At 49.9% G+C, this 23,558-nt stretch carries 23 protein-coding genes and 1 pseudogene; 14 read left to right on the top strand and 10 right to left on the bottom strand.

Annotation, left to right across the window (positions count from 1 at the left end):
- Positions 1–230: 230 nt before the first annotated feature.
- The 7 genes from AC2T0J_RS03290 to AC2T0J_RS03260 all read right to left on the bottom strand — a co-directional run bounded on the left by AC2T0J_RS03290 (position 231) and on the right by AC2T0J_RS03260 (position 6,089).
- Complete coding sequence (locus AC2T0J_RS03290) at positions 231–1,238, bottom strand: hypothetical protein (protein ID WP_489808756.1); 1,008 nt, start codon at positions 1,236–1,238, stop codon at positions 231–233.
- A 10-nt stretch (positions 1,239–1,248) separates the two neighbouring features.
- On the bottom strand, positions 1,249–1,728 hold the full coding sequence (locus AC2T0J_RS03285) for a DoxX family protein (RefSeq protein ID WP_489808755.1): 480 nt from the start codon (positions 1,726–1,728) through the stop codon (positions 1,249–1,251).
- Between the two features lie 111 nt (positions 1,729–1,839).
- Entirely contained in the window at positions 1,840–2,715 is an 876-nt protein-coding gene (locus tag AC2T0J_RS03280; protein ID WP_489808754.1) for an AraC family transcriptional regulator, read from the bottom strand.
- Between the two features lie 25 nt (positions 2,716–2,740).
- Complete coding sequence (locus AC2T0J_RS03275; protein WP_489808753.1) at positions 2,741–3,586, bottom strand: helix-turn-helix domain-containing protein; 846 nt, start codon at positions 3,584–3,586, stop codon at positions 2,741–2,743.
- A gap of 221 nt (positions 3,587–3,807) precedes the next feature.
- Positions 3,808–4,287, bottom strand: a complete 480-nt coding sequence (locus AC2T0J_RS03270; RefSeq protein ID WP_489808752.1) for a nuclear transport factor 2 family protein — start codon at positions 4,285–4,287, stop codon at positions 3,808–3,810.
- 19 nt (positions 4,288–4,306) lie between these two features.
- On the bottom strand, positions 4,307–4,855 hold the full coding sequence (locus AC2T0J_RS03265; RefSeq protein ID WP_489808751.1) for a carboxymuconolactone decarboxylase family protein: 549 nt from the start codon (positions 4,853–4,855) through the stop codon (positions 4,307–4,309).
- 271 nt (positions 4,856–5,126) lie between these two features.
- Positions 5,127–6,089, bottom strand: coding sequence for an AraC family transcriptional regulator (locus tag AC2T0J_RS03260; RefSeq protein ID WP_489808750.1), 963 nt, complete (start codon positions 6,087–6,089; stop codon positions 5,127–5,129).
- Between the two features lie 184 nt (positions 6,090–6,273).
- Between AC2T0J_RS03260 and AC2T0J_RS03255 the strand changes: the two genes are divergently transcribed.
- The 5 genes from AC2T0J_RS03255 (at position 6,274) to AC2T0J_RS03235 (ending at position 8,411) form a co-directional block, all read left to right on the top strand.
- Entirely contained in the window at positions 6,274–6,612 is a 339-nt protein-coding gene (locus AC2T0J_RS03255) for a hypothetical protein (RefSeq protein WP_489808749.1), read from the top strand.
- Positions 6,606–7,049: an anthrone oxygenase family protein gene (locus AC2T0J_RS03250; protein ID WP_489808748.1), complete on the top strand. Its 444-nt coding sequence runs from the start codon at positions 6,606–6,608 to the stop codon at positions 7,047–7,049. The genes AC2T0J_RS03255 and AC2T0J_RS03250 overlap by 7 nt, the downstream gene beginning before the upstream one ends.
- A gap of 549 nt (positions 7,050–7,598) precedes the next feature.
- Complete coding sequence (locus AC2T0J_RS03245) at positions 7,599–8,015, top strand: hypothetical protein (RefSeq protein ID WP_489808747.1); 417 nt, start codon at positions 7,599–7,601, stop codon at positions 8,013–8,015.
- Entirely contained in the window at positions 8,012–8,203 is a 192-nt protein-coding gene (locus tag AC2T0J_RS03240) for a helix-turn-helix transcriptional regulator (protein ID WP_489808746.1), read from the top strand. Before AC2T0J_RS03245 ends, AC2T0J_RS03240 begins: the two co-directional genes overlap by 4 nt.
- Before the next feature lie 22 nt (positions 8,204–8,225).
- The gene (locus tag AC2T0J_RS03235) at positions 8,226–8,411 is read left to right on the top strand and encodes a hypothetical protein (protein WP_489808745.1); all 186 of its coding nucleotides are present in this window, start codon (positions 8,226–8,228) and stop codon (positions 8,409–8,411) included.
- A 230-nt stretch (positions 8,412–8,641) separates the two neighbouring features.
- On the opposite strand, the gene AC2T0J_RS03230 is transcribed toward AC2T0J_RS03235, so the two are convergent.
- Positions 8,642–9,100: a cupin domain-containing protein gene (locus AC2T0J_RS03230; RefSeq protein ID WP_489808744.1), complete on the bottom strand. Its 459-nt coding sequence runs from the start codon at positions 9,098–9,100 to the stop codon at positions 8,642–8,644.
- A 340-nt stretch (positions 9,101–9,440) separates the two neighbouring features.
- Here AC2T0J_RS03230 and acnA point away from each other — a divergent pair, with 340 nt between their 5' ends.
- Together acnA and AC2T0J_RS03220 are read left to right on the top strand one after the other, a co-directional pair.
- Positions 9,441–12,152, top strand: a complete 2,712-nt coding sequence (gene acnA / locus AC2T0J_RS03225; RefSeq protein WP_489808743.1) for an aconitate hydratase AcnA — start codon at positions 9,441–9,443, stop codon at positions 12,150–12,152.
- 107 nt (positions 12,153–12,259) lie between these two features.
- A pseudogene (locus tag AC2T0J_RS03220) lies at positions 12,260–13,589 on the top strand (IS4 family transposase).
- Between the two features lie 47 nt (positions 13,590–13,636).
- On the opposite strand, the gene AC2T0J_RS03215 reads toward AC2T0J_RS03220, so the two are convergent.
- Together AC2T0J_RS03215 and AC2T0J_RS03210 are read right to left on the bottom strand one after the other, a co-directional pair.
- Positions 13,637–14,548, bottom strand: coding sequence for a sugar phosphate isomerase/epimerase family protein (locus AC2T0J_RS03215; RefSeq protein WP_489808742.1), 912 nt, complete (start codon positions 14,546–14,548; stop codon positions 13,637–13,639).
- 34 nt (positions 14,549–14,582) lie between these two features.
- Positions 14,583–15,608 (bottom strand): LacI family DNA-binding transcriptional regulator, encoded by a 1,026-nt coding sequence (locus AC2T0J_RS03210; protein WP_489808741.1) that lies wholly within the window; start codon positions 15,606–15,608, stop codon positions 14,583–14,585.
- 304 nt (positions 15,609–15,912) lie between these two features.
- Between AC2T0J_RS03210 and AC2T0J_RS03205 the strand changes: the two genes are divergently transcribed.
- From AC2T0J_RS03205 to AC2T0J_RS03175, 7 genes are read left to right on the top strand one after another with little or no spacing between them, the layout of a single operon-like run.
- On the top strand, positions 15,913–17,043 hold the full coding sequence (locus AC2T0J_RS03205; RefSeq protein ID WP_489810428.1) for a Gfo/Idh/MocA family protein: 1,131 nt from the start codon (positions 15,913–15,915) through the stop codon (positions 17,041–17,043).
- 38 nt (positions 17,044–17,081) lie between these two features.
- Positions 17,082–18,140: a sugar phosphate isomerase/epimerase family protein gene (locus AC2T0J_RS03200; RefSeq protein WP_489808740.1), complete on the top strand. Its 1,059-nt coding sequence runs from the start codon at positions 17,082–17,084 to the stop codon at positions 18,138–18,140.
- A 49-nt stretch (positions 18,141–18,189) separates the two neighbouring features.
- Positions 18,190–19,413, top strand: a complete 1,224-nt coding sequence (locus AC2T0J_RS03195; protein WP_489808739.1) for a nucleoside permease — start codon at positions 18,190–18,192, stop codon at positions 19,411–19,413.
- Complete coding sequence (locus AC2T0J_RS03190; protein ID WP_489808738.1) at positions 19,406–20,326, top strand: hydroxypyruvate isomerase family protein; 921 nt, start codon at positions 19,406–19,408, stop codon at positions 20,324–20,326. Before AC2T0J_RS03195 ends, AC2T0J_RS03190 begins: the two co-directional genes overlap by 8 nt.
- 54 nt (positions 20,327–20,380) lie before the next feature.
- Positions 20,381–22,066: a GMC oxidoreductase gene (locus tag AC2T0J_RS03185; RefSeq protein WP_489808737.1), complete on the top strand. Its 1,686-nt coding sequence runs from the start codon at positions 20,381–20,383 to the stop codon at positions 22,064–22,066.
- 1 nt (position 22,067) lies between these two features.
- A complete protein-coding gene (locus AC2T0J_RS03180; RefSeq protein ID WP_489808736.1) occupies positions 22,068–22,685 on the top strand; it encodes a gluconate 2-dehydrogenase subunit 3 family protein in 618 nt (205 codons plus the stop codon).
- Positions 22,686–22,727: 42 nt separating this feature from the next.
- Positions 22,728–23,486, top strand: coding sequence for a 3-keto-disaccharide hydrolase (locus AC2T0J_RS03175; protein ID WP_489808735.1), 759 nt, complete (start codon positions 22,728–22,730; stop codon positions 23,484–23,486).
- Positions 23,487–23,558 lie beyond the last annotated feature (72 nt).

Raw genomic sequence — 23,558 nt, 5'->3', positions numbered from 1 at the left:
TACCAGGCAGCAAATACGCCTCAGTGCGGATGGACAAAACATACGGTTTATGCCCGAAGATACCACCATGAGAGAAGCGAGAACGACGGCAGGCAGCTGGTTATCAGTGCCTCTTATGGTGAAGTCATTTATCAATACCGGGTGAATGGCAGGGAAGAGGCCTCCGATGATGCTGCCAAACAATGGATATCGCCCTATCTGCCTGGCAAAGTAAGCGCGATAAGTCGCGACTAATCATCATCGGCTGGCGCCGGCATAAATCCCTCGATGTCACACTGTCTGCTCAGGCGGGTCTCAACGTCGGCGTGCAGTTTACGACCGATAACAAAGGGGGCACGATCGCGATCGATACATTCATTATGTGCTGCTAAGCGGCGATAGAATTCACTGAGTCCGGCTTCTTTGCTGCGTTGTCGGGTTTGCTGCGACAGTTTAGCCAGGCTGGCAGCACAGTAGGCGGGGCTAAAGCGCGCTATGCCCTGGTAGGTAAAGTGTTCGGTTACCCAGTCATCGCTGCGTTTAATCAATAAGTCCATCAGGGAAAACAGCAGTTGGTTAGCTGAGGGCGATTTAAGTAGCAGTGTATCGGTAGTCACCTGTGTTTCAGGTAGCTCGGAATGAGCTGTCGGTCGCAGTGCAAAATCAACAAGCAGATGGCTATTATGGCGTTGTTCGATATTGAGTATCGAGATCGCGGCGTGGTCAAAACGCAATTGCTCGCACAAGGCGACGGCTTCCTTATGAAACTGACTCAGTGCCTGGCCGTTTTGCCGGTGGCGTAAGGCATCTGCCTGACGGACAAATAAAGGTAAATCCTGATGGGTGCTGAACGGCGCGCTTAACTGCCCGTTGATAGTGAGTTTAAAGCGCTCGCGAACTTCATGTTCCCGGGCTTTTTTGACAGCCAGAAAAATGGTTTGTATGAGTTCAGAAGTCGGAAAATGGGGTTCGATTCGCCACCGTCGGCCATACACCAGTTTACGTTTTGTTTGCTGCCGGCGTGGCCGGTAAGTATCGAACCCGATAACACCAATCTGAATGAATAATCCCTGCTGGTCCTCGCCAGCCATAATCAGGTAATCATCGTCGAAGTAACAATCACGGATAACCTGTTCGACGGTCTGGCGAGTATGGGCATAGGCCAGGTAGTGCTGTGGAATGCAGCGGTCTCCGCTGTCTAACGTGACAGACGGAGCGCCGGGTAGGGGTGTTTCACCGGATAAATGCAGCTTGGTCAAGAAAAATGTCTCACGCTACGGTGGGATTAACCGCCAGTGGCTGGGCTTTATGGCGGGTAATAACGTGATCCAACGACAGTTTACCAGACCCCCAAACAGTGATATGCAGTAAAATGAGTCCCCAGATAACATGGCCATACAAGGCGGCCGGCGCAATCTCTTCCAGGCTTATCACGGCTACAACATTCACAATGCCCAGTCCCAGGGCACTTAACCGACTGACAATGCCAAGGCTGATTAAAACCGGTAGCAGCAGCTCGGCGATGGTTGCCAGACAAGCTGCCAGCGCGAAGGGGAGTAGCGGCACGTGGTACTCGTATTCAAACAAAAAGAGGGTGGTTTCCCAGTCATTGGTTTTGGTGAGTCCTGAAGCAAAAAACACCCAGGAGACATAGAGTCGTCCGGCTACGGAGAGGACTGACTGTAAGGGCGTAAACAGGTTGGCGGCGATGGCACTTAAGCGGCCAAACATTAAGGCTAATGGTTTCACAATGGTCTTCCTACGTTAATAAGCTAATCAATAAGTTCTGGCCTGTTGCCATTGAGATAACTGTAAGGGATCCAACGCGGGCAAAAGCGACCAATCGTCTGCGCTTTGTATCTATTCGTTTTTATCCGTGGCGAGCTGATGTGCCGTTTTAAGCGGTTCATTGTGACCGGTTGCAGGCTGCTTAAGCCATTGCTTAGGCGAGATGCCGAGTTTCTTGCGAAATAGCCTGGCCAGCGCGGAGCCGTGCTCGTAACCTACCAGGTTGGCCACCAGGTTTACCGGCTTGTTGTCCTGTAACATTTCCTGAGCCAGCGCAATGCGAATATCGGTTAAGTAATCGTTGGGTGTCAGACCCACCACACTTTTAAACGTGGCAGCAAACCGGGAGCGCGACATCGCCGCAATGTCAGCCAGTGAATCCACAGTCCAGTTGACCTCGGGCTGGTTGTGCATCGTACTGATCACCTTTGCCATCTTCGGATGACTCAACGCTGCCAGTACCCCGCCTTTTGCCAGGTTGTTTTCCAGAATGTAGCGCAGGACCTGAAGCAGAAATATTTCGCTTAACTTGTCGATCATCACGCCACGAGTTACCGAACGGCTAAACGCTTCATCAAACAGCCACTGTGCGGTTTGCCCGATATATTGCTCGGTATCCAGCGCCAGGGTGATTAGCGGCGGGAAAGCCTCAAGCAGCAGCTTTTGATGTGCCGATTCCATGCTGATCGTGGCACAGACCATTTCAGCACCGGCTGACTGTTCTGCCAGAATTCGGTGTTCAATCGGACCTGGTATAAAAATCACTGATGGCTTGTCGATAACCCGTTTACTGCCATCTTTCATAACAATGGTTAAACAACCGGATTTTAGCAGGTGCAGGTGACCTTTCTCGTCGTTGCTGAACGACTGGATCCCACATAGTTTGCCACTGAAAAATACCTCGGCTTTTAATGAAATCCGTCTAACGATATTGGCTATGTTGTCCATCTGATTCCTCTTAATCGACAGGCCGTTAAACCACCGCCCCCGCTACTGACGCCTGATTACCGCGACTTTGTTGCAACCACTGGCGTGGCGAAACCCCCAGTTTTTTCTTAAAAATCCTGACCAGCGCCGATCCGTGCTCGTAGCCCACTTCACCGGCGACAAAATTAACCGGCTTGTTGTGCTTCAACAGTTGTTGGGCAACGGCCAGACGCAGATCGGTGATGTAGTTGTTTGGCGTTTGCTCTACCAGTGCTTTAAAACATTCAGCAAACTTGGACCGGGACATCGCGGCAATACTTGCAAGTTCATTCAGTGTCCAGTGATGACCCGGTTCGTTATGGATGGCTTCGATGACTTTACGCATTTGCGGATGATTGAGGGCGGCAATGGCCCCCTGATGCAAACTGCCTTGTTCGGTGGCATGACGCAGTACCTGCAACATGAAAATTTCACCGAGTTTATTGATCATAATGTCTTTGCCAAAACGCTGCTCAAAGACTTCATTGAATAACCATTGCACGGTGCATGACAAAGAGCACTCCGGTGAAACCTGCAGATACACGATATCCGGCAAGGCGTTGATCAGCAGTGACGAACTGGTAATGGTAAATGTAACGCTGGCACTGATGAGTCTGGCCGGTTTCTCGCCAACCGATTCCAGATAATGCGAGGCGCCTTTAGGCAGCAAAACTACTGAAGGGCGATCCATCAGGATTTCACGCTGTCCTGATCGGTTGAGCCGGACGGTGCCTGACTCGAGTAAGTGTAACTGGCCATGCTGGCCAAAGTGCTTAATGCCGCTCAGCGGGCCGCTGTGATTAATGGTAGTCGCAAATGAATGTTGATTAAGAATGCCGCTTAAATTGTCCATGTGATATCTCTTTTTACCGGTTTACAGGTGTGTTGAGATAACCTCAGCGCTGAGAGACGGAAACGAATCACAGCGTGACAGCCGTTATCTTAAAAAGTAAACAGTTCTGTATAGAAAACGTGGGTTTGTGAGCACCAAACTAAGTTGAATGCCATACTTACAACGCTTGCTATAACGATTAAAATTTAACAAGCGGGGCAGTGTTGCCCCGCAACAAGGGGCTAGAGTCCCAGTTGAGACAAACCCGGATGGTCATCGGGACGTCGTCCCAGTGGCCACTTAAATAAACGCTCTTGCGACGTGATCGGCAGATCATTCAATGAGGCGTGGCGGTTAACCATCAAGCCCTGGTTGTTGAACTCCCAATTTTCATTGCCGTAAGAGCGGAACCAGTTAGCCGAATCATCACGCCATTCATAGGCATAACGCACTGCAATGCGGTTTTCAGTAAAGGCCCACAGTTCTTTGATCAATCTGTACTCAAGCTCTTTGTCCCATTTGAGGGCAAGAAACGTAGCAGCCTGATCGCGGCCGTGAATAAACTCCGCACGGTTACGCCATTGGGTGTCGATACTGTAAGCCTGGGCGACCTTTACCGGATCACGGCTGTTCCAGCCATCTTCGGCTAGTCGCACTTTTTCAGTCGCCGTTGCCAGCGTGAACGGCGGCAGTGGCGGACGAGTTTGCTCGGTGTTGTTCATCTGCGTATCCTCGCCAGTGTTAAACGGGGTGAACCAGAGGAAAATCAACCTCAGTACGGCCGGTATTATTGAGGTAGTTGGTAAAGATATTCAGTGCGACATGCTGCACCACCTCAACAATTTCTGCGTCGTTAAGACCGGCTTCACGCACTTTTGCCAGGTTGTCCTGGCTAACTTTACCCCGCTGCGAAACCACTTCGCCGGTAAACTGCAATATCGCCTGCGTTTGCCGATCCCGGGACAGCCCTTTGCGATTAGCCGTAATTTCACTGTCTTCCACCTTAACCAAATTCGTGGCCAGAAAAGCGTGCGCGGACAGGCAATAATCACACTCGTTGAGCTGTGCAACCAGTAGCGCAATAGCTTCGCGGACGGAGGCTGGCAGCACGCCTTTGCTCAGTGACTGAGACATTTCAAGGTAACCATTAAGGGCGGCTGGACTATTCGCAATCATGCGAAATAAATTAGGCACACTACCGAGTTGCTTAAGTACGCCCTGTAATGGGGTTTGCGAAGCAGCTGGTGCATCATCGATAGAAGCGGGTACATGTAAACCTGACACTGACATAACATTTCTCCAAATTGAAACTGTAGATAAACCTGAGGCGCTTTTGAGCGACCGTTCAAGTGGTGTTATTTAAAATACACAGATCTGTCTACTTTGTGCAATGGGCAGAGGCAAGAAAAATTGCAGAGCAAGGGGAAGCGCTTGTTTTTTCAGAAAATATACTTTTCTGTCTGCTTTTGTTTTTATGGCTATTTAATTTAATTAGTGTTGTTTAGATAGTGAGGTATACAAATCTGTATTAAAATTGATGTGATGTCGGGGTGGCTTGAAATTATAAAAACGTGGTTCGCTCTACCAGACTTGGGGACATGCCTATCACTCGTTTGAACGCCCTGGAGAAGGCGGTTTCAGACTCGTAGCCACATTTCAGAGCGAGCTCAATAAGCGGGATTTTAGCGCTTTTAAGCTGGTAATAGGCCAGAGTCAAGCGCCATTCGGTGAGGTAGTTTTTGGCACTGGTGCCAACCAGTTCGGTAAATTTTGCCGCAAATGCTGAGCGCGACATGCAGGCAATGGCAGCCAGACTTGCTACCGTCCACTTTTCTTCCGGCTGCTGATGAATGGCTTTAAGCGCGGCGCCGATTCGATTATCGCGCATGGCTGCAAACCAGCCTTCACTTGCCAGTGGATCGTTGTTCAGCCAGTACCTGAGTAATTGAATTAACATAATTTCAGCCAGCCGGGTAAGAATGGTTTCACTGCCTCCCATCAGGTCTGAGGCTTCACGCTTGATTAATTCAAGGGTGGATGTCAGCCAGGCCAGATCCTGATAATCATCAGCCGTTAAACAAATGATTTCGGGTAACTGATCAAGCAGATAATGGCCAATCAGCGGATCGAAGGACACAACACCGCAAATAAGTTGTGTGGTTTCACCCTGACCGGGGATCGTCAGCACTTCAAGGTTAGGGGATAGCTGCTTTACACCGGAGTCAAAAAACGGCACATCCCTGACGTGAGCAGAAGATTTAAGACTGTGCCCCTTACCGTGAGGGATTAACACCAGTGTCCCGGCAGACAGGGTAATTTGCGATGTGTCGGTGGTGATCAGACAGTTACCGCTCATTACCACATGCAGCATCAGCCGTCCCGGCATGGCGGGTAAGGCTAATCCCCAGGGCGCGGCAAGGGTTGAAAAACAGTAAAGGCTATTTTGCGGTTTCAATTGCTCGATGAACGGACCAAAAGGGTCTTTGTTGGCGGGGAACTCCGGTGAGTTTATCGGGTTAGTCATGGGCGCGTCTCAGCTGGGTCCTTGCAAGTTGCCTGTTAACTATACGATTGATTGGCTGCCCAAGTCTAATTTCCCCATCGCTGGACGAACGGTCAGGTATTGCGGACACCTGGCTATGTCCGCTAAGGCGGTCTGTTCATACTATAAGCTCGACATAAATGGTATTGCCGTAGCAGGAGCTCAGATGACACAGCTTGTTAATTCCCTTAGACCTTTTAGGGTACTTGGTGGCTCGGGTAAAACCGGCCGACGGGTTGTTGAACAGTTACACCGAAAAGGTGAAATGGTCAGCGGGGTTTTCAGAACCACCAGGCCGGTTTTTCACTGGCATGACAGCCCCCATAACTGGCAACAGTTGCTCAGTGAGGTGCTCGATGGCCGCAATAGTTATACAACCGATACGCTGGAGACATTGCTGGGTAGGCCGCCGGTGTCTTTTAGTCATTATGCAGGCTGCGCTTTCGGGACAAGCACTGCAAACGCAAACGCCGGACAGCCGCCAAAAACGGTGGAGGAGTGCTAGTGCTTTTTTATCTGACGATGCTCGCCGCTTTACTTTCTGCCCTGATGGCGGGAATTTATTTTGCTTTTTCTGTGGTAGTAATGCCCTCTCTGCAGTGCCTTGGAGATGAGCAGGGGGCCAGGGTAATGCAGCAAATTAACCGGGTTATTTTGCGATCCTTGTTTATGCCAATGTTCTGGGCTTCCAGTCTACTGAGTCTGATTTTGTTGGTGGCCGGTCATTCAGGGGGGACTATGCTTGCGGGCGCTATTTACCTGACCGGTATGTTGGGCGTAACGGCACTGGTCAATGTGCCTTTAAACAATCAGTTGCAACAGGCCAAAGATAGCGAGATCCCCGCAACCTGGCGCCGCTACCTCAGACGCTGGCAATTTTTTAATCATATACGAACAGTAAGTGCCACTCTGAGTGCCTTGTTATTCGCCACGGCAGCATGAGCCCAACTGGAGGAAAGAATGACGAACTCGATGTTAGTTTCAACTAGTGCCAGTAAAGGAGCAGCGAATGGTTGATTTTCTTTACTGGGTATTGATGCTGGTGCAACAAGCGTTGTTTTGGTTTACGGATCTCACAGATTATGCTCCTACCGCGTTGATCTTTGGCTGAGAAACTTAGGCGTTAGTCAACGTCCTGCCACCATGGCGTGATGGCAGGAGGCGATGGCTGGTTAATTAGCTGGCCAATCAGCGGCGAGTAAAACAGATAAGGTGGATTTTCGCTGAATGACCGAATCTCGTCGAAGGGGTCTTCCCATGGGGACTTTTGCCCGGCCGAAGCGCTTCATCGATCGTATCCCTGAGCAGGTATGTGAGGAAATTTAACAGTCGACCAGGCCAATAGAACAAGCTACCAGGGCACAATTGCACTCACAACGCTAAGGTTATTGTTCACTCTCAACTACTGAAAAAGACAAATAAACTTTACATTTGTCTTGTTTATGCTACTTTGGGTAAAGCAAGCTTTACATAAAGGAAGGTTATATTGACATGAATGATCCCCAACAGCTAAGCAGAAGGCAACGTAATCAGATAAATCGTCGCCGCCTCGCAGGACTAACTTTTATATGGTTGATAACCCTGGCTTTGGTTTACTTTGGCCACCGCTACCTGTGGAATGGCGCCGAAATGCTCACTGTAGGAATGGTGGTTATTAACCTGATAGCGGGCGTGTCAATGCTTTGGGCAAATAAGAAAATGTTGTCCGGGCTGGATGAGCTGGAACAGAAGGTTCAGCTTGAGGCCATGGCGTTCTCTTTGGGAACAGGGTTGGTTGCAGGGTTTGCTTACTCTGCATTGAGCCAGACCGGCATATTGCCTTTTGCGCCGCAAATTTCACATCTTGCCGTACTGATGTCGCTGACGTATTTGTTTGGCACAGTAAAGGGAGTGAAGAAGTACCAATGAAAAACCGTTTAAAGGTGCTTAGAGCTGAGCACGACTGGACCCAAGCCGATTTAGCTGAGCGGCTGGACGTGTCCAGGCAAACTATAAATGCTATCGAAAAAGGAAAGTTCGATCCCAGCTTACCCCTGGCATTTAAAGCATCTCGATTATTTGGATTAACTATCGAAGAAATATTTCAGGACGAATGATTATTCTCAAGCGGAGAAATTAATGTACAACCTAAAATGTAAGGCTAAAAGCCGGTTAATTATCTCACTGGTGTTTGCCGCCGCGATACTAACGAGCAGTTGGCTGATGAGAGGCCATGAAAATCCGGTAGCGGTGTTTATTGCTTTGGTCAGCGCCTACCCAATCCTGGCCCGCCAGCTTCAGAGCAAAAGTTCTACAGGGTGCTAGCGATGCGACAGGGTGCTAGCGATGCGACAGGGTATGCTGCTCAAGGAGAGTGGATGGGCGGTTACTCCCTTTTTCCCGGCTTCAACATCAGGTGTCGGGTTGTGCGAGTCGCCGGCCAGTTGCTCTAACAGCTTTAGCCCGTTCCACGGGCTCGCTTACCCGGTCGGAAAAGCCAGCTTCAAACCGCGTACATGCATCAGATGTTTGTGATCAATTAATGGGCTGATAGGTTAAACAAATTTACTCAGGTGAGGGTGTGCCAGCTCGATCCACTGTTTCAAACACGGTTCATCAATAAAGCTGAAGTCAGCAAAGTCGAAACCTGGCGCAACCGAACAACCCACCAAAGAATAGCCTCCGGTGGTTGTGGCCGCCTGATAGTGACCACCAGGCACGGCCGTCGCCATTTCATCCTCCGGACCGCCAATGCGTTTCTCATGTAGCTGTTGCTGGTGCAACTGATACAGCGTAAGCGGTGCGCCATCATAGTGATTCCAGATTTCGTCATGCAGTACTTTATGAAAGCGGCTGACCTGACCTTTCAAAAGCAAAAAGTAAATATGCGTGACAGCAGGACGGGGCAAACCGTGCTTGGGCGAACTGACCTCCGCTGTAGAGCGGTAGATTTGACGAAAATAGCCACCCTCCGGATGAGGTTCCAGACCGAGTTTATTAACTAAAGGATGCATTTATTACTCCACTGGGGGACATGACCAATATTCCCATTATTGGCAGAAAAGTCTTAAATACAGGCCGTAGCGGCTTGATTAAGAATTAAGCATACATAAGGGAAACGGTATGTGCATCACTTTTATTAAAATATTGTTAATTTATTGCTACGGAATTGGGGTTAAAATAAGGATTTGAACTTATTACACACCCTGGTACGTATAAATTTCATCAAGCCGTTCAAATATACTAGTGTTAAATTTGTAAGTGTAAGTATTTAATAGAGTTATTGTCTGGTTAGAAAAATGCATGAACGGTTTAAGACAAGTAATCACAGCAATGAAAAAGGAAGCGTAAAAAATGAAATATCAAACCTATTCACCGCTTAAGGTGAATGACCATTCCTATTCTGCGATCAGTTTTGACAAGCTTTCCGAACAATACGATCTGGCAAGACTACCTTTTTGCGTCAAAATTTTACTCGAAAACTTGCTACGGCACGAGCACACAGACTTTGTTAGCGACGCCGATATTGAAACCATTGCCAGGTGGGATACCAGCGATGGCGATGACCATGAGATTTCCTTTGTACCGGCCCGAGTGATCCTGCAGGACTTCACCGGCGTGCCGGCGATTGTCGATCTGGCAGCCATGCGTGACGCCATTAATCGATTAGGTGGTGATGCGCAGGCGATCAATCCGCTCAATCCGGTGGAACTCGTGATTGACCATTCGGTGATGGTAGACTACTTCGCCGAAAAGGATGCGCTTAAAAAGAACACCGCCATTGAAGTAGAGCGTAACAAAGAGCGGTATCAGTTTTTAAAATGGGGACAATCCTCTTTCGACAACTTTAAGGTTGTGCCACCCGGCCGGGGGATCGTGCATCAGGTCAACCTTGAATATCTGGCGCGTTGCGTCTTTGCGAAAGACCAGGGGGACGAAACCCTGGTATACCCTGATACGTTGGTAGGAACCGATTCACACACCACCATGATTAACGGTCTCGGCGTATTGGGCTGGGGGGTCGGCGGTATCGAGGCCGAAGCCGCGATGCTGGGGCAGCCCGTGACAATGTTACTGCCCCGGGTAGTCGGTTTCAGACTAACCGGCGCGCTGCCCGCAGGCGTTACTGCCACCGATATGGTGCTCACGATTACCGAGCAATTGCGTAAGCATGGTGTAGTTGGCAAGTTCGTTGAGTTTTACGGCCCGGGACTCAGCTCACTGACTACCGCTGACCGCGCGACCATCGCCAATATGGCTCCTGAGTATGGCGCAACCTGTGGTATTTTCCCGCTCGATGATGTTGCGCTGGATTACCTTCGCCTGACCGGGCGTGATGAACAGCAAATTGAGCTGGTGGAGGCTTATGCTAAACAAACCGGCTTATGGCACGACGATAACTGCAAAGATGCGGAATATCATGAAACCCTCGAACTCGATCTGGGTGAAGTTGTTCCTTCTGTCGCCGGGCCGAAACGCCCGCAGGACCGTATCGCGCTGGATAACGCCGCAGCGGCCTATAATGAATGGTTGTCGCAGCAAATCGACGTTGCTGATGTAACGGAAGAGGCCAACTTTGTTGCCGAAGGCGGCGATGCGCCGGTGGTCGACGAAGATCACGCGTCTTATGTAAAACTCGGTGATAACACATTTAACCTGGAAGATGGCGCGGTTGTGATCGCCGCGATTACCAGTTGTACCAATACCTCAAATCCATCGGTTCTGATTGCTGCTGGTCTGGTAGCCAAGAAGGCCGCTGAACGAGGGCTTACCCGTAAGCCATGGGTTAAAACCTCACTGGCACCGGGTTCTCAGGTGGTCACGCAGTATCTGGAAGACGCTGGCCTGATGCCTTACCTGGAACAGCTGGGCTTTAATCTGGTCGGTTATGGTTGTACTACCTGCATTGGTAACTCGGGACCTCTGCCTGACGCCATCGAAACCGCCATCCGCAAAGCCAAACTGTCAGTGACCTCAGTACTTTCCGGTAACCGTAATTTTGAAGGACGTATCCATCCGGATGTAGCAGCCAACTACCTTGCCTCACCACCTCTGGTGGTGGCCTATGCACTGGCAGGTAACATGAAAATGGATATCGCTAACAGCCCGATCGGTAAAGATTCTCAGGGCAGCGATGTGTACCTCAAAGATCTGTGGCCAACGCCTGAAGAAGTGCAGCAATACATAAAAGATAATGTGTCCGGCGAGCTGTTCAAGGCCAAGTATGCCGACGTATTTAAGGGCAGCGGTGTGTGGAACGAACTCGAAGTTGCTGATACGTCGGTCTATGACTGGCCGGATTCAACCTACATTGAGCATCCGCCATTCTTTGAGACCATGTCGACTACGCCGGATCCCATTGGAGCCATTAAAGACGCCCGTTGTCTGGTGAAAGTGGGCGATTCCATCACCACCGACCATATTTCACCGGCGGGTGCCATTGCGCCGGAAAGTCCGGCGGGCGAATACCTGCAGGAACTGGGCGTGACGCCGGAACACTTTAACTCTTATGGTTCACGCCGTGGTAACCATGAAGTGATGATGCGAGGCACCTTCGCTAATGTGCGCCTTAAAAACCAGCTGGCGCCCGGCACCAGCGGCAGTGCTACTACGCACTTCCCAAGTGGTGATGCGATGTCAATTTATCACGCTGCCATGCGCTACAAGGAAGAAAACGTGCCTGCTATTGTTATTGGTGGTAAGGAGTACGGCACCGGATCGAGCCGTGACTGGGCGGCCAAAGGCCCCTCGCTGATGGGCGTAAAAGCAGTCATTGCTGAAAGCTTTGAGCGTATCCACCGCTCAAACCTGATTGGTATGGGGATCCTGCCACTACAGTTCAGCGAGGGCGATAGCGCCGACGCTATAGGGCTGGAGGGGAATGAGACCTTCTCCATCGAACCGGTGGAACGCGGACAAAAAAGCACGCAAATGACCGTTACCAAGGGGGATGGCAGTAGCCTGACTGTTGAATTAACGGTGCGCATCGATACCGCCAATGAGTTCACTTATTATGAGCATGGCGGGATCTTGCACTATGTGATCCGGGAGTATCTTAAGGCGTAAGTAGCGTAATAAAAAAGGGGCTAAGGCCTAATGCCGATCAGTTAAGAGATTGACAGTAGCTGTAAGAGGATCAAAATCCGATGATCGTAAGGTCATCGGATTTTTTTATGCAACTTCAACAAGCCCTTAATACAGCATTCAATGCCAGCACCCAGTGCAGTTCGTTTGAGCAACTGTCCTCATTTCTCGACCCGGCGATTATCGATAAAGCTTTCGTTGAAGCTGGCGTAGCGACAGTTAGAAAACGCAGGCTTCCACTCGAAGCGGTTATGTGGACGGTCGTTGGAATGAGCTTGTTTAGGCAGGAATCTGTCTGGAATATCGCGACCAAAATGGATATTGCGTTACCGGGTAAGAATCCGCTGGTTGCTCCTAGTGCGATGGTACAGGCCCGACAGAGGTTGGGAGTTGATGCTGTTAAATCAGTATTTATGAAAATGGCAGCGCAATGATATCAGTCACAGCAATTCGAAACGTGGAACGGGCTTAATCTGTTAGCAGTGGATGGCGTGGTTTGGCGTACAACGGATACGCCTGAAAACCGTGAGAAATATGGCTCAGCCAGCACACAGTATGGTGATACAAGCTTCCCTCAAATAAGGATGGTTTGTCATATGGCGTTGACTAGCCATCAGCTAATCAACAGTGTCTTTGATAAATACAAATCGAATGAGATGGTATTGGCGGAACAGCTTATTGATGATACGCCTAACCATTCACTTACCCTGTTTGATAAAGGTTACTACTCACTGGGCTTATTAAACCGTTGGAACAGTCGGGGCGAAGAGCGTCACTGGCTAATTCCCGCCAGAAAGGACCTTCAGTTCGAAGCAATACGTGCGCTGGGTCGAAAAGATAAATTAGTCAGGTTAGCAACAACAACGCAAGCGCGTAAACGCTTCGATGACCTGCCAGAATACGTAGAAGCACGACTGATAACGAAGTCGATAAAAGGGAAAACCTGTGAAGTGCTTACTTCAATGGTCGATGCTATGCGCTTCCCCGGGAATGAAATCGTTGAGCTATATAGCTATCGATGGGAAATCGAGCTTGGGTTCAGAGAAATAAAACAAACACTGCTGAACAGCGAATATACCTTCAGAAGTAAGCTACCTGAAATGGTTGAGCAGGAAATATGGGGGGGTATTACTCGCTTATAATCTTATTCGTTCAGCAATGACAGAGGCCGCTAGCAGAAAAGGGATATAGCCTAACCAGTTTAGCTTCAGCGGTTGTTCAAGTGCAGTTGTTGCGTTCCTGATGACACTCCAACTCACCAGCCCGGGTAAACTCCCGGTAATCTATAACTCACTCATTGATCAGCTAGGGTTTAACGAACTTCCAGCTCGACGAGAAGGCAGGGTCTACCCGAGATGTATAAAGCCAAAAGTGAGTCGTTATCCCCATAAAAAGAAAAATGCCAGTCAGCTTAACTGACTGGCATTAGGCTAAGGCCCGTTTTTAACGTTTACACAGCAGCAATCCTAGTATTTGTCATTCAGACGACTGACCGCCAGGTAACCTTGCTTAATGGTTTCCACCATATCGTTGGTTTTGTCGCGTTCAACAAACTTATGTTCAATACCTGACAGCTCGCCGTGGGCGAAGATGTCATCAAAGTCAATTGTACCTTTACCTACATCGGCAAACTCGCCCTGGGCATCCATATCTTTAACATGCCACAGCTTAAAGCGACCGGGGTTACGCTTGAAATAATCCACCGGATTAAGGCCTGCTTTCACAGTCCAGTATAAATCCAGTTCCATGGCGAGCAGGTCGGCCTCACACTCATCGAGTAGCACGTCATAAGGCACCTGGCCGTTCATGTTTTCAAACTCAAAATCGTGGTTGTGATAGGCGAGCTGAATACCGTTCGCTTTGAACGTTTCGCCAAGTTTATTCAAACGCTCGGCAAGGCGCTGATAACCGGCGATATCAGAACTGCGATCTTCCGGGAAGATATATGGTACTACCACGTATTTGTGGCCCATGGTGTTGGCAATTTCGATTTGCTTTTCAACGTCAGCATCAGTGGACATAAACTTGAGTAACACGTGTGAGGAAGGAGCGGTTAAACCCAGTTCGTCCATTAATGCTTTAACGTCTTTCGGCTCGTTGTTGTAGAAACCGGCAAACTCCAGCTCTTTGTAGCCGACACTGGCAACCAGTTTTAAGGTGTCAGTAACGCTTTTTTCCATCATGCTGCGCAACGTGTAAAGTTGCAGACCAACGCGATTGTCTTTGGCGGCTGTGGTCACTGTGGATGCTCCGCCACAGGCTGCGGCACCAAAGAGCGCGCTAACGCCGGTGGCCGACATTTGCATAAAGCGACGACGGCTTAGTGAGCTGGCAGAGACGGGGGGGACGATAGAGCCGTTTTTACGGTGTTGCGACATAGTTTTTCTCCCTTTTACTGGCATGTATACAGCCTTACTGGGTTAAGTTGACCGGTTGCATGGGGGCTGGCCCTGTGCTGCTACGGGTAATTAACTGGTACGGCAGAATGACTTTTACTGCCCGTTTGGCCTTGCCCTTTAATACATCAATGAGCAGGTTAATTGCGGTCTCGCCAAACTCTTCAGCCGGTTGGGCGATAGTCGTTAATGGCGGATCGCTGAAATTTGAAAACGCGATATTGTCGAAGCCGGAAATCGAAATATCCTCGGGAACGCGCAATCCGGCAGTTTTCAGGCGGCTGATGGCGCCCAGAGCCATCTCGTCGTTTTCGCAAAAAATCGCGCTGACCGGATGTGACTGACTGAGAATTCGATCGGCAGCGTCATAGCCGGACTGCAGGGTGAAGTCTCCATCGAACATGAGTTGGTCACAATAATTGAGTCCGGCGGCCTGCAGAGCATCCTTGAAACCGAGCATACGCTCACGGGTTAACGGGCTGGCCGCCGGCCCTTTGATCATAGCGATATGCTGGTGGCCAAGCTTAACCAAATGTTCGGTCATCGCAGTGGCGGCCAGGCGGTTATCCAGCGACACGGTTGGACATTGCGGTGTATCGAGAATTTCGCATGCGTTGACCATGGGTAACAAGCCCTGAGTATTCGTATCATTTTCATTAAAGGGGTTAAAGGCGCGCAGCTGTACAACACCATCGGCCTGCGAAGTATGGATCATTCGGGCGTAGTTTTGCTCAGTGGCATCGTCGCCCATGGTATTCACCAGTAATAAAGAGTAACCCTCAGCGGCTGCCGCCTCCTGCATACCGCGGATCACACGGGCAAAGAATACGTTAGCGACCGTGGGCACCAGTACCACTATATTGTGGGTTTTGCCGGAGCGAAATTTAACCGCCATTAAATTAGGCTTGTAATTGAGCTGTTCAATGGCCCGGGTCACTTTGGTCCGGGTTTTTGGCGATACTAATTCTGGCTGCTGTAACGTACGCGACACCGTAGCAACCGACACGCCTGCCAGGTCAGCAACTGCTCTTATATTCGACAACTAATCGCCCTCACGTCATTTGGAAAAGTGATGTAACCGATAACATTTGTTGTTTTTTATGTTAACAAAAATTTTGTTTACAGCTAGCTAAAATTGCGTGTTATTCGCGCTTTAAACAAAAATCATCCGACTCTGTTAACATATTTGTCATTAATTTGGACTAGATCTGGAGAATAATCTTGATATACTCCGATGTAATCCGTTACATTTTTACATGATTAACAAAAAGTACACAAGTGCGTTTTGGGCTAAAATCGCAAATCGAGGTTTGAACGTGGCAAAAACTGAGAAAATTCGCTTAGGCATGATCGGCGGCGGTCAGGGCGCTTTTATTGGTGCGGTGCACCGTCATGCAGCCGGGCTGGATGGACATTACGAACTGGTGTGTGGTGCGTTTAGCCGCAACCAGGAAAATAACCTTGAAACTGCCGAATCGCTGAGTATTTCAGCGGACCGTGCGTACGAGAGCTGGCAGGTTTTAATCGAACAGGAGGCCAAACTGCCTGAAGACCAACGTATACAGGTGCTCGCGGTGGTTACGCCGAATCACCTGCACGTTGAAGTCACCAAGGCTGCGCTGGAAGCCGGTATCCACGTGTTCTGCGAAAAGCCACTGGCTATTTCTCTGGACGAAGCCAAAACACTCAAGCCGGTGTTGCAGGCAAAACCGGTATTACTGGGCCTGGCGCACACCTATATTGGCTATCCCATGGTATGGCAGGCGCGGCACATGGTCGCTAACGGCGAGCTGGGTAAAATTCGCAAAGTATTTGTGGAGTATCCGCAGGGTTGGTTGAGCGAAGGCATCGAACTGCAGGACAATAAGCAGGCTGGCTGGCGTACTGATCCGAGCAAATCCGGCGGCAGCGGCTGCATGGGCGACATTGGTACGCATGCGCTAAACATGGCTGAATTTGTTGCTGGCGACAGGGTAACCAAGCTGTGCGCCGACATGCATACCCACGTTGAAGGACGCCGTCTGGACGATGATGGCGCAGCACTGCTGCGCTTTGAAAACGGCGCGTCTGGTGTGTTGATGGCCAGCCAGGTGTGTGCAGGTGAAGAAAATGGCCTGAAAATCCGCGTTTACGGTGAAAAAGGTGGTTTAGAGTGGTTGCAGATGAATCCAAACTCACTGTTGGTACGCTCGTTAACCGGCCCAATGGTTACTCTGCGTGCAGGTGGCGGTATGCCTGGCCTGTGTGAAGAAGCCAACGCTCGCTGCCGCATTCCGGGTGGTCACCCGGAAGGTTATCTGGAAGCCATGGCTAACTTATATACCTTGTTTGCCAAAGCGGTTCGCAGCGGGCAAACAGGTAAAGCCGATGGGGTGCCGGGTTTGGAAGACGGTTTGCGTGGTAATGCCTTTATCGAAACCATGCTGGCGAGCACCGCCAGTGACGCCAAATGGACCGATTTTTTCGACGTTGAATAACACGCACCTAATTAACGAATTAAGCAGGAGAGTAAACCATGTCTGCGATTAAAGGCCCGGCTATCTTTTTAGCCCAGTTTGTCAGTGATAAAGCGCCATTTAATAAGCTTGATACCATTGTTAAGTGGGCTGCTGAGAATGGCTACAAAGGCATTCAAATGCCTACCGGTAACGACGATATTTTTAATTTAGAACTGGCTGCTAAAAGTCAGGACTATTGTAATGAAGTGATGCGCATCTGTCGCGATGCCGGCATTGAAATCACCGAACTTTCAACCCATCTGCAAGGTCAACTGGTGGCGGTGCATCCAGCGTATGACGAGCTGTTTGATAACTTTGCACCCAAACACCTGCATGGTAAACCGCAGGAACGTACTCAATGGGCTGTTGGGCAATTAAAATTTGCCGCTAAGGCAAGCGAACGGTTGGGACTGAAAGCTCATGCAACCTTTTCCGGTGCGTTACTGTGGCATCTTGTCTACCCATGGCCACAGCGTCCGGCTGGTCTGGTAGAACAAGGCTTTGCCGAGTTGGCCAAACGCTGGAAGCCAATTCTGGATGCGTTTGATGAGGCTGGTGTAGATGTTTGCTACGAAATTCACCCAGGAGAAGATTTGCATGATGGCGCCACCTTCGAGCGCTTCCTGAAAGCGGTGGATAATCACCCGCGTGCCAATATCCTGTTCGATCCAAGCCACTTTGTACTGCAGCAATTGGACTACCTGGATTTTATCGATCGTTATCACGACCGTATCAAGATGTTTCACGTTAAGGATGCCGAATTCAACGCTACCGGTCGTTCTGGCGTGTACGGTGGCTACGAAGACTGGGTGGACCGTCCAGGGCGTTTTCGTTCGCTGGGTGATGGACAAGTGGACTTCAAGGGTATTTTCAGCAAGCTCACCCAGTACGGGTTTGATGGCTGGGCAGTACTGGAATGGGAGTGTTGCCTGAAAGATTCAGCCCAGGGTGCCGCCGAGGGGGCGCCGTTTATTGCCAGCCATATCATTGAACCTACCAAGCATGCGTTTGATGATTTTGCCGGCGCTGAAGCGAGCGAAGAGCGCAACCGCCGGATTCTGGGTTTAACAGATTAATAACAACAAGTAGCTAGTACAAATAGTACAGACAGTTGGCGAGGAGCCTATGAACACAATAACAATACGTCTGAGTATTATGATGTTTCTCCAGTTTTTTATCTGGGGTGGTTGGTTTGTGACGCTGGGAACGTTTCTTGGCGGCACGCTCGGTGCATCGGGCAGTGAAGTTGGTATGGCGTTCTCAACTCAGTCTTGGGGAGCGATCATTGCGCCGTTTATCATTGGTCTGATTGCTGACCGGTTCTTTAATGCTGAGCGTATCCTGGGTATTCTGCATCTGGTGGGCGCGGCATTAATGTACATGATGTACATGTCGACCGACTTTGCCGGCTTCTACCCCTACGTATTGGGCTACATGATTGCTTACATGCCAACACTTGCACTCGTTAACTCGGTGTCGTTCGGGCAAATGTCTGACCCGTCTAAAGAGTTTGGTAAAATTCGTGTGTGGGGTACTATCGGCTGGATCGTTGCTGGTCTGGTAATCAGCTATGTGTTCTCGTGGGATTCTCAGCAAGGTATTGCTGATGGCATGCTCCGCAACACCTTTATGCTGTGTGCAATAGCATCACTTGCGTTGGGAATTTACAGCTTTACGCTGCCTGCCACGCCACCGGCCGCAAAAGGTTCAGAAGCGGCCAGCCTTGGTCAGTTACTGGGCCTGGACGCCCTGGCACTATTAAAAGACCGTAACTTCTTTGTGTTCTTCGCATCAAGCGTTCTGATCTGTATTCCGCTGGCCTTCTACTACCAGAATGCCAACCCGTTTCTTACCGAAATCGGCGTTGAAAACGCGACCGGTAAAATGACGCTGGGTCAGGTGTCTGAAGTATTATTTATGCTGGCACTGCCGGTATTCCTCAATCGCTTTGGTATCAAAATGACGCTGTTGCTGGGTATGGCGGCCTGGGTATTGCGGTATGCGTTGTTTGCTTTTGGTGACGCCGAGTCCGGCTTATTCCTGCTGATCATCGGTATTGCCCTGCACGGTATCTGCTATGACTTCTTTTTTGTGTCAGGTCAAATCTATACCAATGCCAAAGCGGGTGACAAAGTGAAAAGTGCCGCTCAAGGCCTGATTACGCTGGCGACTTACGGTGTAGGTATGCTGGTAGGTTTCTGGGTGGCGGGTCAGATTACCGACAACTATGCTGGTGATGCAGGCCACGCCTGGCAGCAAATCTGGTTGTTCCCGGCGGCGTTCGCGGCAGTGGTACTGGTATTGTTCCTGTTAATCTTTAAGAAAGAAGAGGTTAAGGCAGATGCCTGATAAAGCGGTGGATTCTGCTTTGTCCGACGCGCTGATAGCGCGTCGCGACCTGCTCAAGAAAATGGTGCTCGGGGTAACCGGTGCCAGTTTTAGTTCGTCGACGCTGGCGGCATTGCCGGATAACATTGCAGGGTTAAAACTAAAAGGGAATATTAATCATTCGGTCGCTCGCTGGACTTATGGCGAGTTAAGCATTGAAGAACTGTGTATTGCCGCTAAAGCCATAGGCTTTAACGCCATTGATTTGGTTGGTCCCGCTGACTGGCCGACACTGAAAAAGTACGGCATCGATAGCTCGATGTGTAATGGCGCGGAGCTCAACCTTGAAGATGGTTGGGCCGATCCAACGTTTCATGACCAACTGACGGAGCGCTATTTAAAGCATATCGATTTAGTCGCCGATGCTGGTTACCGCAACCTGATTTGTTTTAGCGGTAACAAACGGGGCGTTAGTCCGGAGCAGGGTTTGAAACATGCTGTTACCGGCTTAAAGCGAATTATTAAACAGGCTGAAAAACGCGGCGTTATTCTGCAAATGGAGCTGTTTAACAGCAAGGTGGATCACCCAGATTACTTTGCGGATAACTCCGCATGGGGGATAGCCCTTTGTAAACAGCTTGGTTCAGCTAACTTTAAGCTGCTTTATGATATTTATCATATGCAAATCAGTGAAGGTGACATTATTCGTACCATCCGGGAGAACCATGAGTACTTTGGTCATTACCACACTGCCGGCGTTCCCGGCAGAAACGAAATAAATGATACCCAGGAGCTGTTTTATCCGGCGATTATCAAAGCGATTAATGCAACCGGCTTTAGCGGATATGTAGCTCAGGAGTTTTTACCAACCCCAAAAACCATTCAGGATCAGATTGAATCGCTGCGCGAAGCCATTCTGATTTGTGATGTGTGATTGGGCAACACACAAAATCGGGCTTACAAAAGACACGATTAAAGGGGACAAGTAATGGCAGACAATGTCTATGATGCAATCGTAGTTGGTTCAGGGATCAGCGGCGGTTGGGCAGCTAAAGAGCTGGCTGAAAAAGGGCTAAAGGTTCTGATGCTGGAGCGTGGCCGTAATATTGAACATATCAAGGATTACGTGAACGCTCATAATGAAGCGTGGAATTACCCGCACCGTGATTTGGCTACTCAGGAAATGAAAGAGCTGGAGCCGGTTATCAAACGTGACTACCCACTCAATGAATCCACTTATGGTATGTGGGAAAGTCACCAGACCTCGCCTTATGTGGAGAAAAAGCGTTTCGACTGGTATCGCGGCTATCACGTGGGCGGACGTTCACTATTATGGGGTCGTCAAAGCTACCGTCTGAATGAGACTGACTTCATGGCCAATGCCAAAGAAGGTGTTGGTGTAGACTGGCCAATTCGCTACAGCGACTTAGCGCCCTGGTATGATTATGTAGAGCGTTTTGCCGGGATCAGTGGTAACCGAGATGGCCTGGACGTGCTGCCTGATGGTCAGTACCAGCCGCCAATACCACTGAACGTGGTGGAAAAAGACCTCGCCAAGCGTTTGCAAAAAGCGTTTAAAGGCACCCGTCATATTATCAATGGTCGTAGTGCCAACATGACTGAGCCCAAGCCAGAGCAAAACCGGGTGAACTGTCAGTACCGTAACAAGTGCTGGCTGGGTTGTCCGTTTGGTGGTTACTTCTCTACACAGTCGTCAACACTGCCAGTGGCGATGGCAACCGGTAATCTAACCGTACGTCCTTTCTCTATCGTCACCCGTGTGCTGTACGACAAAGACAAAAAGCGTGCTACCGGTGTTGAAATCCTTGATTCAGAAAACAATCAGACATATGAATTCAAGAGTAAAATTGTGTTCCTCAACGCGTCATCGCTTAACTCAGTGTGGATGCTGATGAACTCAGCCACCGACGTATGGGACGGCGGTCTGGGCAGCAGCAGTGGCGAGTTGGGTCATAATATTATGGATCACCACTTCCGCGTGGGCGCGTCGGCCGACATCGAAGGCTTTGAAGATAAGTATTATTACGGGCGCCGTCCGTCTGGTTTTTACATCCCGCGTTTCCGTAACTGGGGCGATGATAAGCGTGACTATCTGCGTGGCTTCGGCTATCAGGGCTCTGCAAGTCGTCAGGGGTGGAATCGCAACGTGGCCGAAATGGGCATTGGTGCCGATCTGAAAAACATCCTGAGCGAACCAGGCAACTGGTCTATTGGTATGACGGCCTTTGGTGAAATGTTACCTAACCACGACAACAAGGTTTATCTCAACAAAGCGCAAAAAGACAAGTGGGGCTTACCTGTGTTGGAGATGGACGTTGAGATCAAAGAGAACGAATTTGCCATGCGTAAAGATATGATGAACGACGCGGTGGAAATGTTCGAAAAAATGGGCCTTAAAAATGTCCAAGGGTACGACGCGGATTACGCGCCGGGCATGGGTATTCATGAAATGGGCGGTGCGCGCATGGGCCGCGATCCTAAGTCTTCAGTGCTAAATGCAAACAATCAGGTATGGGATGCGCCCAACGTATTTGTAACTGACGGTGCGGCAATGACTTCGGCCTCCTGTGTTAACCCGTCGTTGACTTACATGGCATTAACCGCCCGAGCTGCTAACTTTGCTGTTGAAGAACTGAAAAAGGGGAATATCTGAGATGGATAGACGCGACCTTCTTAAAATGATTGCGGCCTCTACCGGTGCGGCCTTTGTGGGCGGTAACGCGATGGCCTGGGGTTTAAAGGTACCCGCGACGGACCCTTCTAAAGTGGGCCTCAGTAAGGACGACATCAGCTTAATCAGCGAAGTGGCGGAAACCATCATGCCACGCACTGACACGCCGGGAGCGAAAGATGCCCAGTGTGCGCATATGATGGCGGTGCTGGTAGCGGATTGTTACACGCCCGTTCAGCAACAGGCGTTTAAAGACGGCCTGCGTAAACTGAACCTGGCCAGCGATGAACGCTTCGACACGCCGTTCCTTGCGTTAAGCAATGCACAGCGTTTTGAATTGCTGACTGACCTGGATGCCGAAGCAAAGAAATATAATACTGAGCGTAACCTGTGGGGCGCGGTTAATAAGCGTCCAAACAGCCGTGATGAAAGCGATACTGACCCGTTACCGCACTACTTCACGATGTTTAAACAGCTAACCTTGTTTACCTTCTTTACGTCGGAAGTGGGGGCTACCAAAGTCCTTCGATACGTTGGTATTCCTGGCAAGTACGATGGCGATCTACCCTATGAGAAAGGCGACAGAGCCTGGGCGACCTGATTTCATGTCGTTGACCCATTGCCAAACAAAAGGATACAACTTATGCGCAACAAAAGTTTAGCAACAATCGTCAGCCTGGCGTTGTTAACGCCGGCTCTGGCGGCTTGTGCTGCCCAGGAAGAAAAGCTGGAACCCTGGCAACAGGCACAAAAAACCGAAGTCTGGGAACCTGTACCAGAAGCGGTAGCAACGCCGGTAGGCAAAGCACCGTCTGATGCCGTTGTGCTGTTTGACGGTACAGACCTGTCAGCCTGGGAGTCAGTGAAAGGTGGTGAAGCGGCCTGGACCCTTGGTGGTGACACGGTCACGGTGAAGCCAGGAACGGGTAATATCCGCACCAAACAGTCTTTCTGCGATGTGCAGTTACACGTTGAGTGGCGTGCACCACAGCCTCAAGACGGTATGGACGGACAGTTACGCAACAACAGTGGCGTATTCTTCCAGGAACGCTATGAGATTCAGGTGCTTGACTCTTACCAGAATAAAACCTATCCCAACGGACAGGCTGCTTCGGTTTACAAGCAAACCATTCCACTGGTGAATGCTACCCGTCCGCCTGGCGAGTGGCAGGAATACGACATAATCTTTACCGCGCCAAGGTTCGACGGTGAAGCGCTCGAGTCGCCAGGGTACGTGACGGTTATTCACAATGGTGTGGTGGTACAGAACCACGTGGAACTCCAGGGCACAACCGAGTGGATTGGTGCGCCAAAATATAAAGCCCATGGCTGTGCGCCGATTCAGCTACAGGACCATGATAACCTGGTGAGCTTCAGGAATATCTGGCTACGCGAACTCTAAGCTGTCAAAATAGCGCTACATAATACCCGGCTCCGCCGGGTATTTTTTTGCTATGAATTATTGGATCCGACT

Source organism: Alteromonas sp. ISO5 (assembly GCF_058105165.1).
This window is presented reverse-complemented; position numbering and strand designations above follow the sequence as displayed.